The sequence below is a fragment of the Nocardia sp. XZ_19_385 genome (assembly GCF_015355755.1).
In the GTDB taxonomy this organism is placed as follows: Bacteria; Actinomycetota; Actinomycetes; order Mycobacteriales; family Mycobacteriaceae; genus Nocardia.
In genome coordinates this window covers 809965-826185 of the sequence record NZ_JACVEE010000001.1, presented here as the reverse complement: position 1 = coordinate 826185, position 16221 = coordinate 809965, and the positions used below count along the sequence as shown (strand labels likewise).

The 16221-nt window shown below is 67.7% G+C and carries 16 protein-coding genes; 11 read left to right on the top strand and 5 right to left on the bottom strand.

Annotated elements, in window-relative coordinates:
- Positions 1–53 precede the first annotated feature (53 nt).
- The 5 genes from IBX22_RS03810 (at position 54) to IBX22_RS03790 (ending at position 5004) form a co-directional block, all read left to right on the top strand.
- The gene (locus tag IBX22_RS03810; RefSeq protein WP_194815558.1) at positions 54–1031 is read left to right on the top strand and encodes an alpha/beta fold hydrolase; all 978 of its coding nucleotides are present in this window, start codon (positions 54–56) and stop codon (positions 1029–1031) included.
- Positions 1032–1261: 230 nt separating this feature from the next.
- Positions 1262–1864 (top strand): peptide deformylase, encoded by a 603-nt coding sequence (def, locus tag IBX22_RS03805; protein WP_194813982.1) that lies wholly within the window; start codon positions 1262–1264, stop codon positions 1862–1864.
- The gene (fmt, locus tag IBX22_RS03800) at positions 1864–2787 is read left to right on the top strand and encodes a methionyl-tRNA formyltransferase (protein ID WP_194813981.1); all 924 of its coding nucleotides are present in this window, start codon (positions 1864–1866) and stop codon (positions 2785–2787) included. Before def ends, fmt begins: the two co-directional genes overlap by 1 nt.
- A 388-nt stretch (positions 2788–3175) precedes the next feature.
- Positions 3176–4594, top strand: a complete 1419-nt coding sequence (locus tag IBX22_RS03795; protein ID WP_309234410.1) for a transcription antitermination factor NusB — start codon at positions 3176–3178, stop codon at positions 4592–4594.
- A gap of 59 nt (positions 4595–4653) precedes the next feature.
- Positions 4654–5004 (top strand): MmcQ/YjbR family DNA-binding protein, encoded by a 351-nt coding sequence (locus IBX22_RS03790; protein ID WP_194813980.1) that lies wholly within the window; start codon positions 4654–4656, stop codon positions 5002–5004.
- Here the strand turns inward: IBX22_RS03790 and IBX22_RS03785 are convergent, their stop codons facing one another.
- Both IBX22_RS03785 and IBX22_RS03780 read right to left on the bottom strand, forming a co-directional pair.
- Positions 5005–5919, bottom strand: a complete 915-nt coding sequence (locus tag IBX22_RS03785) for an RNA polymerase sigma factor SigF (protein ID WP_194813979.1) — start codon at positions 5917–5919, stop codon at positions 5005–5007.
- Positions 5919–6338 carry an anti-sigma factor gene (locus IBX22_RS03780; RefSeq protein WP_194813978.1) on the bottom strand — a complete coding sequence of 140 codons (420 nt, stop codon included), beginning with the start codon at positions 6336–6338 and terminating at the stop codon, positions 5919–5921. Before IBX22_RS03780 ends, IBX22_RS03785 begins: the two co-directional genes overlap by 1 nt.
- A gap of 135 nt (positions 6339–6473) precedes the next feature.
- Between IBX22_RS03780 and rpe the strand changes: the two genes are divergently transcribed.
- Positions 6474–7127: a ribulose-phosphate 3-epimerase gene (gene rpe, locus IBX22_RS03775; protein WP_194815556.1), complete on the top strand. Its 654-nt coding sequence runs from the start codon at positions 6474–6476 to the stop codon at positions 7125–7127.
- A 10-nt stretch (positions 7128–7137) separates the two neighbouring features.
- Here rpe and IBX22_RS03770 read toward each other — a convergent pair whose 3' ends face one another.
- Positions 7138–7611 carry a hypothetical protein gene (locus IBX22_RS03770; protein ID WP_194813977.1) on the bottom strand — a complete coding sequence of 158 codons (474 nt, stop codon included), beginning with the start codon at positions 7609–7611 and terminating at the stop codon, positions 7138–7140.
- A 472-nt stretch (positions 7612–8083) separates the two neighbouring features.
- On the opposite strand from IBX22_RS03770, the gene IBX22_RS03765 reads away from it, so the two are divergent.
- The 4 genes from IBX22_RS03765 to IBX22_RS03750 all read left to right on the top strand — a co-directional run bounded on the left by IBX22_RS03765 (position 8084) and on the right by IBX22_RS03750 (position 11214).
- Positions 8084–8707: a riboflavin synthase gene (locus IBX22_RS03765; protein WP_194813976.1), complete on the top strand. Its 624-nt coding sequence runs from the start codon at positions 8084–8086 to the stop codon at positions 8705–8707.
- A gap of 239 nt (positions 8708–8946) precedes the next feature.
- Positions 8947–10191, top strand: coding sequence for a bifunctional 3,4-dihydroxy-2-butanone-4-phosphate synthase/GTP cyclohydrolase II (locus IBX22_RS03760; protein ID WP_194813975.1), 1245 nt, complete (start codon positions 8947–8949; stop codon positions 10189–10191).
- 41 nt (positions 10192–10232) lie between these two features.
- On the top strand, positions 10233–10712 hold the full coding sequence (gene ribH / locus IBX22_RS03755; protein WP_194813974.1) for a 6,7-dimethyl-8-ribityllumazine synthase: 480 nt from the start codon (positions 10233–10235) through the stop codon (positions 10710–10712).
- Positions 10713–10716: 4 nt separating this feature from the next.
- Positions 10717–11214, top strand: a complete 498-nt coding sequence (locus IBX22_RS03750) for a PH domain-containing protein (RefSeq protein ID WP_194813973.1) — start codon at positions 10717–10719, stop codon at positions 11212–11214.
- A gap of 146 nt (positions 11215–11360) precedes the next feature.
- Here IBX22_RS03750 and IBX22_RS03745 read toward each other — a convergent pair whose 3' ends face one another.
- Both IBX22_RS03745 and IBX22_RS03740 read right to left on the bottom strand, forming a co-directional pair.
- Positions 11361–13307: a gamma-glutamyltransferase family protein gene (locus tag IBX22_RS03745; protein WP_194813972.1), complete on the bottom strand. Its 1947-nt coding sequence runs from the start codon at positions 13305–13307 to the stop codon at positions 11361–11363.
- 98 nt (positions 13308–13405) lie between these two features.
- Positions 13406–13897, bottom strand: coding sequence for a hypothetical protein (locus IBX22_RS03740; protein WP_194813971.1), 492 nt, complete (start codon positions 13895–13897; stop codon positions 13406–13408).
- 157 nt (positions 13898–14054) lie between these two features.
- On the opposite strand from IBX22_RS03740, the gene uvrC reads away from it, so the two are divergent.
- Positions 14055–16172 (top strand): excinuclease ABC subunit UvrC, encoded by a 2118-nt coding sequence (gene uvrC / locus IBX22_RS03735; RefSeq protein ID WP_194813970.1) that lies wholly within the window; start codon positions 14055–14057, stop codon positions 16170–16172.
- Positions 16173–16221: the final 49 nt, after the last annotated feature.

The window sequence follows — 16221 nt, the reverse complement described above, 5'->3', positions numbered from 1 at the left end:
ATTGTGGAATGGAACAGCCTGAGGGCCCGTGGGGTTGGGGTAAGTCACAGTTGATGAGAGCGGCTATCGCCATAGCCGGAGCCGGCTTGCTCGGCTCCGGCGCGGCGCCCGCCCTCGCCGAACCGGCGCCGGTCGTCGAAGTAGCGCCCTATCGTGCAGCAGATGTGCCGACCATCCCCGGTCCGGTACAAACCGATCACCTGGCATCCGCCATCTACCAGAAGACGCACCCCGGCTCGGTTCCGCTGGGCGTCAACAACTTCGAGTGTGCCCCGAGCGCCGCGCACCCGCGCCCGGTAGTGCTCGCGCACGGCACCGACTCCAGTGCCTACTCCGACTATTCGGCCATCGGCCCCAAGCTGGTGGCGGCCGGGATGTGCGTTTTCGCGCTGAACTACGGCGGCGCGCCGGGTGCCGACAGCTACGGTACCGAGGACGTCCGGGTCAGTGCCCGCCAGCTCGGTGATTTCGTCGATTCGGTGCTGGCGGCGACGCACGCGACCCAGATCGACCTGGTCGGATTCTCGCAGGGCGCCAACGTGACCCGGTACTGGGTCAACCAGCTCGGCGGTGCGCCGAAGGTCGGCCAGTGGGTCGGCTTGGCCTCGCCCAGCTATGGCGGCGTCATGTACGGGCTGGTGCCGGTCGTGCAGGCGGTCGGCATTCTGGACGCGTTCGTGAAGGTCACCTCGCTGGCCGCGGTGCAGCAGGTGCAGGGCTCGCCGGTGATGACCGAACTCAACGCGGGCGGCGACACCGTCCCCGGCCCGAAGTACGTGACCATCGGCAGCCGCGTCGACGAAATGATCCAGCCCTTCGACAACATCGCACTGCGCGGCCCGGGCGCCCGCAACCTCGTCTTGCAGGACCTGTGCCCCAGCGATCTGACCGGGCACTTCCACATGGTCTACGACCCGTTCGTCCAAGACCTGCTGGTGCAAGTGCTGGATCCGGGCAGCCCCGCCCCGGTGTGCCGCGCGGTTCCGCTGGGCACCGGCATCCCGCAGGTGATCATCGCCGGTAATTCGTGACCCGTGAGCGAGCGCGCGAGCGAACCATAGACACTGCGCCCGGGGCGCGGCGGAACCGAGCGTCAGCGAGGTGTAGCCGTGACTTGGGCGGCCGGGCGGAGGGATCGACACCCCGCCCGGACCGCTTCCGGAGTTGTACCAGTTCCAGGGCTTGGTATCGGGGATATCGGAGTGATCGGCGTCGCTCATTAGAATGAGACGACCGTATCCACCGTTTGCCGGGAGCCGCCGTGACCATTCAGCCCGTTCGCCTGTTCGGCGATCCGATTCTTCGCGCCCGGGCGGCGGAGGTCACCGAATTCGATCGGGAGTTGCGTCAGCTCGTCGAAGACCTGACCGACACCATGTATGACGATGGTGGAGTCGGGATGGCCGCGCCGCAGATCGGCGTCGGGTTGCGAGTCTTCGTCTATGACACCGGGGATGCGCAGGGGCACGTGGTGAACCCGGTGTACACCGTCGAAGGTGACGAGGAACAGGTCGGGCCGGAAGGCTGCCTGTCGATTCCCGGGCTGCGCTATGACGTGCGGCGGGCGCTGCGGGTGCGGGTCTCCGGTGTGGATATGAAGGGTAAGCCGGTGGCGTTCGATGCCACCGAGCTGCTGTCGCGCTGTGTGCAGCACGAGAACGACCACCTGGACGGGGTGCTGTTCATCGACCGCCTCGACCCGGCCGACCGGAAGGAAGCGATGCGCGGCATACGGGAATCGGACTGGTTCACCGCGGGAATCACCGTCCGCGCCTCGCGCGGCAGCAGTGACGCGGCTGGCCCTTTCGAGCGGCCTGCAAGCAACCGCTACGCGAAGCCGAACCCGTTCGGGCGTGGTCGCTGATGCGCATCGTCTTCGCGGGCACGCCCGAACCGGCGGTGCCGTCGCTGCAGCGGTTCATCGACTCGACCCGGCACGAAGTAGTTGCCGTGGTCACCCGGCCCGACGCCGTCGCCGGCCGGGGCCGCAAGGTGAAGCGCTCCCCGGTCGGGCAGCTGGCCGACGAGCACGGCATCCCCGTGCTCACCCCGCGCCGACCCGCCGAGCCCGAATTCATCGACCAGCTCACCGAATTGGCGCCCGACTGCTGCCCGGTCGTCGCCTACGGCGCCCTGCTGCCGCAGCGGGTACTCGACGTCCCCCGCTTCGGCTGGATCAACCTGCACTTCTCGCTGCTGCCCGCCTGGCGCGGCGCGGCCCCCGTGCAGGCCGCCATCGACGCCGGTGACGAGTTCACCGGCGCCTCCACCTTCCAGATCGAGGCGGGCCTGGACACCGGCCCGGTCTTCGGCGTGGTCACCGAGAAGATTCAGGTCACCGACACCGCGGGCATCCTGCTGGAACGGCTCGCCGACAGCGGCGCCCGCCTGCTCGAAACCACCCTCGACGGTGTGGAAGACGGTGCGCTGCAAGCGGTCCCGCAACCGACCGAGGGTGTCTCGCACGCCCCCAAGGTGAATGCCGAGGACGGGCACATCCGCTGGGACCAACCGGCCCTGAACATCACCCGCCGCATCCGCGCCGTCACCCCGGCCCCCGGCGCCTGGACCGAGATCGCCGGCACCCGCCTCAAACTCGGCCCCGTCGAAATGGTCGAAGAGGACCTGCCCGCGCGCACCATCGAGGTCCGCAAAACCGGCGTCTTCGTCGGCACCGCCACCACCGCGGTCCGCCTCGACCAGGTCCAGCCCCAAGGCAAACGCATGATGGCCGCCCTCGACTGGGCCCGCGGCGCCCGGCTGGAGCCCGGCGCGGTGTTCGAATGACAGATCTGACACAGGGCGCAGCTGCTTCGGCAGTCATGCCGGAACCGAGCAACAGCGAGGAGCAGGTATGAGTGCCGAGGATAGGCGCAGGGCGCGAGAACGTAATAAGGATTCGGCCGGTCCGGACGACAGCAAGCGGGGCGCGCGCGGAAACGCCGCACCCCGCAAGGCCGTTGGGCGGATCGGGTCCTTCGATCGTGGAGCGGACGCACCAGCCGGTGATCAACCGCGCCGGTCTGCAAACGGAACGACCGGTGGGGCGAAGGCGAGTACGCGGTCGGACAGCCGGGCTTCCGGTCCGCGAGGTGATGGCCGCGCAAGTCGTTCCGGACTGAAGTCGACCGATGGGTCCGGCGGCCCGAAAGGGCAAGGCCAGGGCGGTCGTTCAGTGCCCAAGTCGGCAGGTAAATCCGGCGGTTCGAAAGCTGGTGCACCGCAGAAGGATCGGGAGACCGCCCAGCCGGGTAGCCGGAGCGGTGTAGACCCGGTGCGGCTGGTTGCGCGGGATGTTCTGCGGGCCGTGCGGGAACGGGACGCATACGCGAACCTGGTGCTGCCGACTTTGCTTCGGGAGCGCGGGATCTCGGGTCGTGATGCGGCGCTGGCGACGGAGCTCACCTACGGTGCGTGCCGGTCGCTTGGATTGCTCGACGCGGTGATCGAAGCCGGTTCGGGTCGGCCGGTCGAGGAGATCGACGGCGGATTGCTGGATGTGATGCGGCTGGGCGTGTATCAGTTGTTGCGTACTCGGATCGGGGCGCATGCCGCGGTCGACACCTCGGTGGCGATGGCGCGCAACGAGTTCGGGCAGGGGCGTTCCGGTTTTGTGAACGCCGTGCTGCGCCGGGCGGGGGAGAAGACGGCCGAGCAGTGGGTCGAGGAGTTGGCCCCGGCGGATCCGGTGGGGCGCTTGGCTTTCGAGTTCGCGCATCCGGTGTGGATCGCGCAGGCGTTCGCGGACGCGCTCGGGGTGCGGGCCGGGGAACTCGCTGATCTGCTGGCCGCCGATGATGCTCGGCCGCTGGTGCACCTCGTCGCGCGGCCGGGTGAGATCTCCGCGGAGGAGCTCGCTCTCGTCACCGGGGGTGAAGAGGGCAAGTGGTCGCCGTACGCGGTGTACCTCGACGGCGGCGACCCCGGAAAGCTGGAGCCGGTGCGCGAACGCCTGGCGAGCGTGCAGGACGAGGGCAGCCAGTTGGTCGCGCTCAGCTTGACGCGCGCTCCGCTGGAAGGCCCGGACGGCGGTCGCTGGCTGGACCTGTGCGCGGGACCGGGCGGCAAGGCGGCCCTGTTGGGTGCGCTCGCGGCGATCGACCAATTCAAGGTCGACGCGGTCGAGCCTTCCGAGCATCGCGCCGAGCTGGTCCGAAAGTCCACGAAGGATCTCCCGGTCGAAGTCCATGTCGTGGACGGCCGGAACAGCGGCTTGACCCCGGGCTACGACCGCATTCTGGTCGACGCACCATGCTCCGGTCTCGGCGCGCTGCGTCGGCGTCCAGAGGCGCGGTGGCGGCGCACCCCGGCCGACGTTCGCGAATTGGTCGTGCTGCAACGCGAGTTGCTTTCCGCCGCATGGGAATTGCTGCGTCCGGGTGGCGTGGTCGTCTACTCGACCTGCTCGCCGCACCTGGCCGAAACGGTTTCCGTCGTGGGTGATTTCGTTCGCCGCTCCGGCGCGGTCGAACTCGACACTCGCGAACTGCTCCCCGGTGTCACCGATATCGGCGACGGCCCGGGCGCACAGCTGTGGCCGCACCGCCACGGCACCGACGCCATGTTCCTGGTGGCGCTGCGTAAACCGCTGTAGCCGGAGTCTTGTTCCAAATGTCCAAGCCGGGCCGCCGGCCCGGGGGCAGACTGAGCGGTATGGGAATCACGTGGCAACGCGTCGTCGAACTGGCCACCGAGCTGCCGGGCGTGGCGGAATCCACGTGGTGGCGGAGCCCGGCGCTGAAGGTCGGTAAGAAGGGTTTCGCGCGGTTGCGCGACGAGGCGGAGGGCGGACTCGTGCTGCAATGCGAGATGGTGGAGAAGGAAGCGCTCCTGGCGTCGGGCGATCCGACCTTCTACACCACCCCGCACTACGACGGGTATCCGTACATCCTCATCGACCTGGACCGCATCCACGAGGATCAGCTGCGCGAATTGCTGGACGCGGCCTGGTGGCTGTCCGCGCCGGCGAAACTTCGCAAGCAGCGCGAACAGCAATCGAGGTAACTACTCGCGCTCCGACAGTTCGCGCAGGCGGGCAAGGGTTTTCGTCAGGATCCGGGAGACGTGCATCTGGGAGATGCCCATCTGCTTGGCGATCTGGGTCTGGGTCATCGACTCGAAGAAACGCATGGTGAGGATGCGGCGTTCGCGCTCGGGCAGACCCGCCAGCAGCGGCCGGATCGCGACGTACTCCTCGACCCGTTCGAACTGCCCTTCCTCCTCGCCGAGGGTGTCCAGCAGCGAGGCGTCGGTGTCGCGTCCGAGCGAGGCGGCGTCGATCGAGCTCGGCTGGTAGGCGTTGCCCGCGATCACCGCCTGGGTGACCTCGTCCGGATCGACATCGAGGTGCGCCGCGATCTCCTTGGCGGTGGGGGAGCGCCCCAGCGTCTGGGAGAGCGCGTCGATCGCCGCACCGATGCGCAGGTGAGTTTCCTTGACGCGGCGCGGGACTCGCATCGCCCAGGTGTTGTCCCGGAAGTATCTCCGGACCTCGCCCATGATCGTCGGGACCGCGAAGGACAGGAAGTTCGAGCCACGGGCCGGGTCGAACCGGTCCACCGCGTGCACCAGACCGACGCGCGCCACCTGGGTGAGGTCGTCGAACGGCTCGCCACGACCGCTGAATTTGCGGGCGATGTGGTCGGCGAGCGGGATGCAGCGGCTGATCAGTTCGTCGCGTAGCGCATTGTGCTTCGGGGTGCCCGCGGTCGCGGCGGCGAGCCGTTCGAACAGCGCGCCGAGATCGTCGTACCCGGAAGACGAGCCGACCTCCTCGACGATTTCGGTGTCTTCCTCGGCCTCCTCGGGGGCCGGTTCCGCCTCTTGTGGCGCGGCATCGGCCGCCGGTGCGGGTGCTTCGCCGGTGCCGGGCTGGTCGTCCTTGCGCTCCGGGTCGAACACTGTCTCTTCTTCCGCCACTACGCCTTCCCCCGGACGCGACGGAACTCCACCGTCGTCGGATATCCGGAAGCCGCCGAGTCGTACGGGTCTTGCGTCGCCTGCACCGAATCGGTGAGGGTCCGCAGCACATGCCAGCCGAAGCTGCGCTGGTCCGGCAATCCCTCGGCTGCCGCGAGCCCGCTGACGCGCACCAGTAGCTCGGTGTCACCGATGGTGAACCGGCACTGCAGGCTCGAGCCCGGCTTCGCGACCGCGATCAGCGTGGAGCACACCTCGTCGACGGCCAGCCGGATGTCGGCGACCTCGTCGAGGGTGAATTCGCTGAGCAGCACGAGAGTTTCGGCGAGCCCGCGCACGATGGGCAGCTGTGTGACCGATGCGGCCACCCGAATCTCCACCGGGGAGCTGGTCCCCTGTTCCGCCGAAATATTGATCACCCTGAGAAGGCTACCCATTCCTACGCCCCGCAATCACAGTTTGCCTGGTCTGGAGGCACGTTCGGCTCTGGTGCGGGCCCCTCGGTACACTCCGGCGTTGTGTCCACACCGACGTTTTCGCGACCGGCCCAGCCGATGATCGCCCCCTCCATCCTGTCCGCCGACTTCGCTCGTCTCGCGGACGAGACCCGGGCCGTCGCGACCGCCGACTGGTTGCACGTCGATGTGATGGACGCGCACTTCGTGCCGAACCTGACGCTGGGCCTGCCGGTGGTGCAGAGCCTGTTGAAGGCCACCGACATTCCGCTGGATTGCCATCTGATGATCGAGGATCCGGGTCGCTGGGCGCCGCCGTACGCCGAGGCGGGCGCGTACAACGTGACCTTCCACGCGGAAGCCACCGACGATCCGGTGGCGGTGGCGCGCGACATCCGTGCCGCGGGTGCGAAGGCCGGGCTGTCGGTGAAGCCGAACACCCCGATCGAGCCGTATCTGGAGATCCTGAAGAGCTTCGACACACTGCTGGTGATGAGCGTGGAGCCGGGATTCGGTGGGCAGTCGTTCATTTCGCACGTGCTGGAGAAGGCGCGCATCGTGCGCAACCTGGTCGACTCCGGTGAGCTGCGGTTGATCGTGGAGATCGACGGCGGAATCAACGCCGACACCATCGAGCAGGCAGCGGAGGCGGGTATCGACTGCTTCGTCGCCGGATCGGCGGTCTACAACACGGCCGATCCCGGCGCGACGGTGGAGAAGCTGCGGCATCAGGCCGCGGCACACTGGCTGTGAGTCGAAAAACTCAGTTGTAGTGCGGTTTCCGGCGGGTGCCGAGCGCCCGCGTGGCCTCGATGACCGCGCTGATGGGTGGCAGGGTGGTGGCGTGCTCGGGCTGCTGGACCCAGACGCGGTAGCCGGTGCGTTCGTCGTCGGGGGAGGGCAGCACCACTTGGCTTCCGGTGCAGGCGACGGTGGCGTAGAGCCGGAACAGCTCGGCGGAGATGTGCTTGTTCAGTGTTTCGGAGTGGGCGGGACCGGTGATGAAGGTCCATCGCCTGGCCCGGGGGTGGTGCACGACGGGTGCGGCGAGCCGCGCCTGGGTCAACTGCCGCTGGACTTGTTCGCCCAACTCCGACGGCATGGTGATGGCGCCGTAGTGCTGACCGATGTGCAGCAGGATGTGGCGCGACGCCGGGTCGATCGAGGCCGGCATCTGGAATTCGCTGCGGTACTGGCTGCAGCGAACTTCTAGCGTCGCGTCGAGAAGAGTGGTCACGCAACACCCCCGCTGTGTGGTGGATTTACCATGAAGGATCCGCTTCCAACTGCTGGTAGAAGGCCGTTCGTGTCAGTCTCGGGAGCGAGAATTGAACGGTCGGAATCAGGTACATAACAATATTGCATCCATTTCCGTTTGGATGCAAGGGAAATGTGTAGGCGTGTTTTCCGCTGGGTACCAGCAGGATTCGCGATCCGGTGCGAAATGGTCTTGATTCAATCGTGATGCGCGGAAATTCTGGGCAGTCTGTTTATCTCGCTGGGGTAAATCCCCGGCAATTTCGTATAGCTGTACAGAAACGCGGCCCCCTGCCGGTCCCGCGGTCTGTTCCGGCGGCGGCGAACCGCTGGACGGAACCGCGCTGCCTACCTACGACCCGGCGTCGTTACCCTGGGTGCGAGCGGGAATAGCAGCCGGCCCCGGCTTGTTCCGCCCACCGACACACGAACGCGACCAGGGAGTGCAGCGCATGTTCACAGGCATCGTCGAGGAGCTTGGCGAGATCGTCGCCACCGAGCCGCTGGCCGACGCCGCGCGCCTCACCATCCGGGGCAAGCTCGTCACCTCCGATGCCGGACACGGGGACTCCATCGCGGTCAACGGCGTCTGCCTCACCGTCGTGGACGTCATCGACGGCGACAGCTTCACCGTCGACGTGATGCAGGAGACCCTGAACCGCTCCAGCATCGGCGGCCTCAGCGCCGGCTCGCGGGTCAACCTGGAGCGCGCCGCCGCGCTGAACAGCCGCCTCGGCGGGCACCTGGTGCAGGGCCACGTCGACGGCACCGGCACCGTCCTCGCCCGCACGCCCTCGGAGAACTGGGAGGTCGTGCGCGTCTCGCTGCCTGACGCCATCGCGCGCTACGTGGTGCAGAAGGGCTCGATCACCGTCGACGGGATCTCGCTCACCGTCTCCGGCCTCGGCCAGTCCGAGGACCCCGCCGCCGACGGCAATCGCGACTGGTTCGAGGTGTCGCTCATCCCGACCACGCTGTCCATGACCAACCTCGGCGCCGCCGCTGTCGGCACCAAGGTCAATCTCGAGGTCGACGTGATCGCCAAGTACGTCGAACGATTGCAGCAGCGCGGTTGAGCCGGTACCGGCCTCTGGTGCGAAGATAGTTCCAGCATCCGGGTCTGACCCGGCCCGTTCGGAGGGAGTCTTACGACCGACCCGTTCGCGGCCGTCTCGGTTCCGAGCGGCCGAAGCGCAGGCGCCGCAGGCGCGAGTCTCGGCCGCTCGGAACCGAGACAACAGGGGCCGCGAACACGCAGCGCCGCAGGCGCTGCAGAATGGACACCGCACTTCTTTCGATATGGAGCACAGCTGACGTGACCAGGTTCGACACCATCGAGCGCGCAGTCGCCGACATCGCCGCCGGTAAGGCCGTCGTCGTCGTGGACGACGAGGACCGTGAGAACGAGGGCGACCTCATCTTCGCGGCGGAGAAGGCCACCCCCGAGCTGGTCGCCTTCATGATTCGCTACACCTCCGGCTACATCTGTGTGCCGCTCATCGGTGACGACTGCGACCGCCTCGGCCTGCCGCCGATGTACGCGCAGAACCAGGACAAGCACGGCACCGCCTACACCGTGTCGGTCGACGCGCGCGAAGGCATCACCACCGGCATCTCCGGCGCCGACCGCGCCACCACCATGCGCCTGCTCGCCGACCCCGACGCCAAGGCCGACGACCTGACCCGTCCCGGTCACGTGGTTCCGTTGCGCGCCAAGGACGGTGGCGTGCTGCGCCGCCCCGGCCACACCGAAGCCGCGGTCGACCTGTCCCGGATGGCGGGCCTGCGCCCGGCCGGTGTCATCTGCGAGATCGTCAGCCAGAAGGACGAGGGCCACATGGCCCGCACCGAAGAGCTACGTATCTTCGCCGACGAGCACGATCTGGCGCTGATCTCCATCGCCGACATGATCGCCTGGCGGCGCAAGCACGAGAAGCAGGTCGTCCGCGTCGCCGAGGCCCGCATCCCCACCGCGCACGGTGAATTCCGCGCAGTCGGTTACCAGAGCATCTACGACGACGTCGAGCACGTCGCGCTGGTGCGCGGCGATATCAGCGACGGCGAGGACGTGCTGGTCCGCGTGCACTCGGAATGCCTCACCGGCGACGTGTTCGGCTCGCTGCGCTGCGACTGCGGCCCGCAGCTGGACGCCGCACTGGAAATGGTGGCCAACGAGGGCCGCGGCGTGGTGCTGTACATGCGCGGGCACGAGGGCCGCGGCATCGGCCTGATGCACAAGCTGCAGGCCTACCAGCTGCAGGACTCCGGCCGCGACACCGTCGACGCCAACCTCGACCTCGGCCTGCCCGCCGACGCGCGCGACTACGGCACCGGCGCGCAGATCCTGGTCGACCTCGGCATCAAGTCCATGCGCCTGCTCACCAACAACCCGGCCAAGCGCGTCGGCCTGGACGGCTACGGCCTGCGGATCACCGAGCGGGTCCCGATGCCGTTGCGCGCCAACGCCGAAAACCTGCGGTACCTGCGCACCAAGCGGGACCGGATGGGGCACGACCTGATCGGGCTGGACGAGCTCGACCTCGGCGAGACGGCACAGTAACCGCCCCGGCTCATACCGGGACCCACGAAGGAAGGCTTTCAATGAGCGGCACCGGCGTACCCAGCTTCGAGCTGTCGGATGCCAAGGACCTCCGGCTCGGCATCGTCGCCTCGCGCTGGCACACCGAGATCTGCGACACCCTGGTGGCCAACGCCGAGCGGGTGGCCAAGGAAGCCGGCGTCCAGCACGTGACCACGGTCCGCTGCGCGGGCGCCATGGAGCTGCCGGTCGTCGCCCAGGAATTGGCTCGCACCCATGACGCGGTGGTCGCCCTCGGCGTCGTGATCCGCGGCGGCACACCGCATTTCGAGTACGTGTGCGATGCGGTCACCGCCGGTCTCACTCGCGTTTCGCTCGATGCCGCGACGCCGGTCACCAACGGTGTGCTCACCACCAACACCGAAGAACAGGCCCTCGACCGCGCCGGCCTGCCCGGCTCCGCCGAGGACAAGGGCGAGCAGGCCGCCCAGGCCGCTCTCGACGCCGCGCTGACGCTGCGCGCGCTACGAGAGTCGTTCTGAGCCGATGCCCGTTGTGCGTATCTGGCGTCGTGAGCAACCGGCCGCGGACGCCCCCGAATGGGATCTCGAGGTGCGTCCGCGCCGCTCGGTCCGCACCGCCTGGATCTGCGCGACCCTGGTCGTCGTGGTCTTCGGCATCGGCGGTATCTGGCTGCGTTCCGGCTCCACCGGCGTGAACTTCCGGATCATCGACCAGTTCGCCATGATCGGCGTCGGCCTCCTCATCGCCGCCGGAATCCTGACCCTCACCCGCCCCCGCCTGCGCGTCGGCGCCAAGGGTGTCATGGTCCGGAACATCCTCGGCGACAACCTGTTCACCTGGGAACACGTCATCGGCGTCTCCTTCCCGGACCGGAAGTCCTGGGCTCGCCTGGAACTCGTCGACGACGAATACGTCCCACTGCTTGCCATCCGCGCCAACGACAAGGCGCACGCCGCACAGGCCATGGACCGCCTCCGCGAGCTCGGCGCGAAGTACACCGCGGATCAGGCCGCTGAGTGAGTATGCAGATCGTGCAGTTTCGCTGAACTGAGGCGATTTCGGCCAAGTTCGTCCGGAAAAGTGCACGATTTGCATACAACTCGGCCACCTTGATCGCCTCGGGTGTCAGCGGTGCTGCGGGGGCATTGCGCCTCAGGCGGTGGGCCTTAGCGGACGTCGCCGAAGACGGCTCCTTCGCGGCGGGGGTCGGCGCCGCCGATCCAGCCGCCGCTCGGGTCGAGTTTCAGGGTGCTGAGGCCACTGACCTGGGGTGTTACCGAGACCTGGTGGCCCATTTCGCGCAGGCGGATGACGAGTGGGTCGCTATCGCCCTTGTTTGTCGCGTTGATGGCGGGGTGTTCGCCGCCGATTCCGGTGGACGGGGTGTTGCCCGCGCCGAAGGAGACGGCGGAGACCGCTTGTTGCGGGTCCAGGCCCCAGTCCAGGAGGCCGACAAGGGTTTTGACGACGAACTGGATGATGACCGAGCCGCCGGGGGAGCCGGTGATGTGGGTGAGGGCGCCACGCGCGCCGTCCGGGGCCCGATCGAAGACCAGGGTCGGGGCCATCGAGCTGCGGGGGCGTTTGTTCGGCTGGATGCGGTTGGCGACCGGTGCGCCGTCGGCGCCGAGGGGGTCGGCGGCGAAGTCGGTGAGCTGGTTGTTGAGGACGAAGCCGTCGACGACGTGGAACGAGCCGAAGGCGGATTCGACGGTGGTGGTCAATGCTGCCGCGTTGCCGTATTTGTCGACCACGGAGATGTGGCTGGTGCCGTGTTCGGGCGGCTGCTGGCCCACGCCGAGCGGGACCGGGCCGAAGTCGCCCGGCTGGGCGGTGCCCATGCTGCGGCTCGGGTTGATCAGTCCGGCGCGCTGCTTGAGGTAGTTCTTGTCGATCAGGGTCTGCATGGAACCGCCGGGCAGCGGGATGAAGTCCTCGTCGGCGACATACTTGTTGCGGTCGGCGTAGGCGAGCCGCTCGGCCTCCGCGATCAGGTGCACCGCTTCGGCTTTCGGCTTGCCGCCGTTGGCGTCGAGTGCGTCGGGCTTCAGTGCGGCCAGATCGAAGTTCTCCAGGATGCCCAGCGTAGCGGCGACCGTGCTGCCGCCGGAGGAGGGCGCGGGCATGCCGCAGACCTCGTGGACGCGGTAACCCGAGCACAGCGCGGTGCGCTTCTTCGGCTGATATCCGGCGAGATCGGCCATGGTGAGCTGGCCGCCCGTGCGCCCACCGGCGGTGGAGGCCGCGGCGTCGACGATGGCCTGCGCGATGGCGCCGGTGTAGAACGCGTCCGCGCCGTCGGAGGCGATGGCGCTCAACGTCTTCGACATGCCCGGGTTGGTCAGCAGCGTGTTGACCTTCTTCCCAGACCCGTCCGGATTCAGGAAGTACGCCTTGGCCGCTTCGTCGGTGGCGAGATCTTTCGCGGACTCGGCGATCTGCCCGGCCAGCCGGGGGCTGATCTCGAAGCCGCGGTCCGCCAAGCCGATTGCCGGATCGAACAACTCCCGCCACGAGGTCTTCCCGTGCTCCCGGTGCGCGAGCTCCAGCATCCGCAGAATCCCGGGGACGCCGATGGAGCGTCCACTGGCCCGGGTGTTCGGCTTGGGTTCGGTGCGGTCCTCGTCGCTGACCCAGCGCAGATAGTTCTCGGTGGCCGCCGCCGGCGCGATCTCGCGTCCGTCATAGGCTTCGATGCCCTTGCTGGCCGCGTCGTAGTACAGCAGGAACCCGCCGCCACCGATCCCGGAGGCCTGCGGCTCGACGAGCCCGAGTACCGCCTGCGCGGCGATCAGCGCATCCGCCGCCGTCCCGCCCTTGTTCAGCACCTCACACGCGGCCTTGGTGGAAATCGGGTTGGCCGTGGACACCGCGTAGGTCTTGGTCCGGACGGCTTTCATCCCGGACCGATATCCGGACGCGATCTCCGGATTCGTCGCGATATTCGTCGACCCGGTCCCGCTCGCCGGGGCTGCCGTTACCGGGGTTCCGTTCGGCGATTCTCCGCACGGCCCGGCGGCCTGCGCGTCCTCCCCGGAACACCCGGTGACGATCCCGACTACAAGCGTCAACGCCGCCCCAGCGCCAACCCACCTACCGCGTGTGCGCTTCATGCACGGACTTTAACGCCGATCACCGACAAGCGTCGGGAGATCGCGACGGAAAGATCTCCGCCGCAACCACTCCGGAGACCATCCGGCAGCCGGTCGCGTCAGCGCGGACGATTGAACCATCGGGCCGCGGACTGCCCGCCCATCAGGCACGCGGTCAGGATTCCGACAATGATGCCGAGCGGGCCCGGAGGCTGCATGGACGCCATGCCGCCGAGGCCGATGACGGCCTCGATGATCGACAACGTGATGACAGTGGTTCGGACTCCACGCCCGCCACTGCCGAACTGGAACGCGAAAATAGCGATGATCCAGGCGAACAGAAAACCGAAGGTCATACCGCCGGCGCTCTCGGCACCGAATCGCATGCCCACCAGCACGGTGAGGACGAAGCCCAGTCCGGCCGTGAGGAACGAGATCACCCGCGCCGCGCGCACCACACCCGGCATCCGGCCGTTGTTCGGCTGATAATGCGCATAGTGCGCGCCCGCGTATTCGGGACTCGTGTACTGCGGCAGTTCCTGCTCTGGATTGGGGTACTGCGGCAGTTCCGTCTCGGGGTTGGGGTAGTGCGGTAGTCCTTGCTCGGTCATGTTCGTCCTTCGTGCTCGGAATACGGACGACGACATGCCTGTTCGGTTGTGAACGATCCATGCCCCCCGTTGGCCATATTCAAGATCATTCCGCACGCTTCCGCCACTGCGAACCTGGCGGGCGAAGGGTGTCGGTGGCACTCGATAGGCTGTTCGGGTGGCAGATCCAGCGACGTACCGGCCTGGGCCGGGGACGATTCCCGTCGGACCCGGGGTGTACAAGTTCCGGGACGCGCATCGGCGGGTTATCTATGTCGGCAAGGCGAAGAGCCTGCGAAGCAGGCTGAATTCGTACTTCGCCGATGTGGCGTCGCTGCATCCGCGGACCCGCCAGATGGTCACCACCGCGGCCGGCGTCGAGTGGACGGTCGTCTCCACCGAGGTGGAGGCGCTGCAGCTGGAATACAACTGGATCAAGGAGTTCGATCCGCGCTTCAACGTGCGGTATCGCGACGACAAGTCCTATCCGGTGCTCGCGGTCACCCTCAACGAGGAATTCCCGCGGCTGTTCGTCTATCGCGGCGCCCGGAAGAAGGGTGTGCGGTACTTCGGGCCGTACGCCCACGCCTGGGCGATCCGGGAAACCTTGGATCTGCTGCTGCGCGTGTTCCCGGCGCGTACCTGTTCGAACGGAGTCTTCAAGCGGCACAACCAGATCGGGCGCCCGTGTCTGCTCGGGTACATCGACAAGTGTGCCGCGCCCTGCGTCGGGCGCGTGAGTGCCGACGAGCACCGCAAGATCGTGGAGGACTTCTGCGACTTCCTGGCCGGCCGAACCGACCGGATGGTCCGGGAACTGGAACGGCGCATGCAGGACGCCGCCGAGGATCTCGATTTCGAGACCGCCGCCCGCCTGCGCGATGACGTGCAGGCCTTGCGCCGCGCGCTGGAGAAGCAGGCGGTGGTGCTCGGCGACGGCACCGACGCCGACGTGATCGCCTTCGCCACCGACGAACTCCAGGTCTCGGTGCAGATCTTCCACGTCCGCGACGGCCGGGTGCGCGGCCAGCGCGGCTGGGTGGTCGACAAATCCGGTGACGCCATCGACGCCCCCGAGGCCGGTGGCGAGATGGCCGCCCTGGTGGAGCAGTTCCTCACGCAGTTCTACATCGAGCAGGTCGCGGTGGCCGAGCAGTCGGTCGAGGAGCAGGCGGCCACCGTGGTGCCGCGTGAGGTGCTCGTCCCCGAGCTGCCCGCCGACGCCGAGCAGATTCAGGAGTGGCTGAGCAAGCTGCGCGGCTCGGGCGTCAAGCTCCGTGTTCCCCAGCGCGGCGACAAGAAAGCCCTCGCCGAAACCGTGCAGCGCAATGCGATGGGCGCGCTGGCCCAGCACAAACTCAAGCGCGCCGGCGATCTGACCTCGAGATCAGCTGCCCTGCAAGATATTCAAGACGCCCTCGAACTGGACAGCGCCCCGCTGCGGATCGAATGCGTCGACATCAGTCACGTCCAGGGCACCGATGTGGTGGCCTCCCTGGTGGTGTTCGAGGACGGGCTGCCCCGGAAATCCGAGTACCGCCACTTCGCCATCAAGGAGGCGGCGGGGGAGGGCCGCTCCGACGATGTCGGCAGCATCCGTGAGGTGACCCGGCGGCGGTTCTGGCGACTCCGTAAGGAACGCGAGGAGTTGGAAGCCGCCGAATTGCAGGCGGCGCGAAGCGTTCCCAGCGACGACGAACTCGCGAACCCCGATTCGAGCGCGCTCGAAATCGATGAGGACGGACTGGACGGCACCCTCGATCCGGACGATCTCAACCCGGCCCCCGGTATCGATCCGCGCACCGGCCGCCCGCGCAAGTTCGCTTACCCGCCGAACCTCTATGTCGTCGACGGCGGCGCACCCCAGGTCGCGGCGGCCGCCGAGGTCCTCGACGATCTCGGCATCACCGATGTCGCCGTCATCGGCCTGGCCAAACGCCTCGAAGAGGTCTGGGTCCCAGGCGAACCCGACCCGTTGATCATGCCGCGCAACAGCGAGGCCCTGTTCCTGCTGCAGCGGGTCCGCGACGAGGCGCACCGCTTCGCCATCACTTTTCATCGCAGCAAACGATCCCGCCGGATGACCGCCTCCGCCTTGGACTCGGTCAAAGGCCTCGGTCAATCTCGCCGCACGGCCCTGGTCACGCACTTCGGGTCGGTCGCCAAACTCAAGGAGGCAACTATCGAGCAGATCACCGAGGTCCCAGGGATCGGCGTCGCCACGGCAAAAGCGGTTCTCGAGGCTCTCGAGTCGGACCAACCGGGCGCGACACGCGGCCCAGCGAGCGACAATTGATGAAATCCGTGTCGCGTACGTTGTGTGTCTGCGCCCGATACGAGATTCG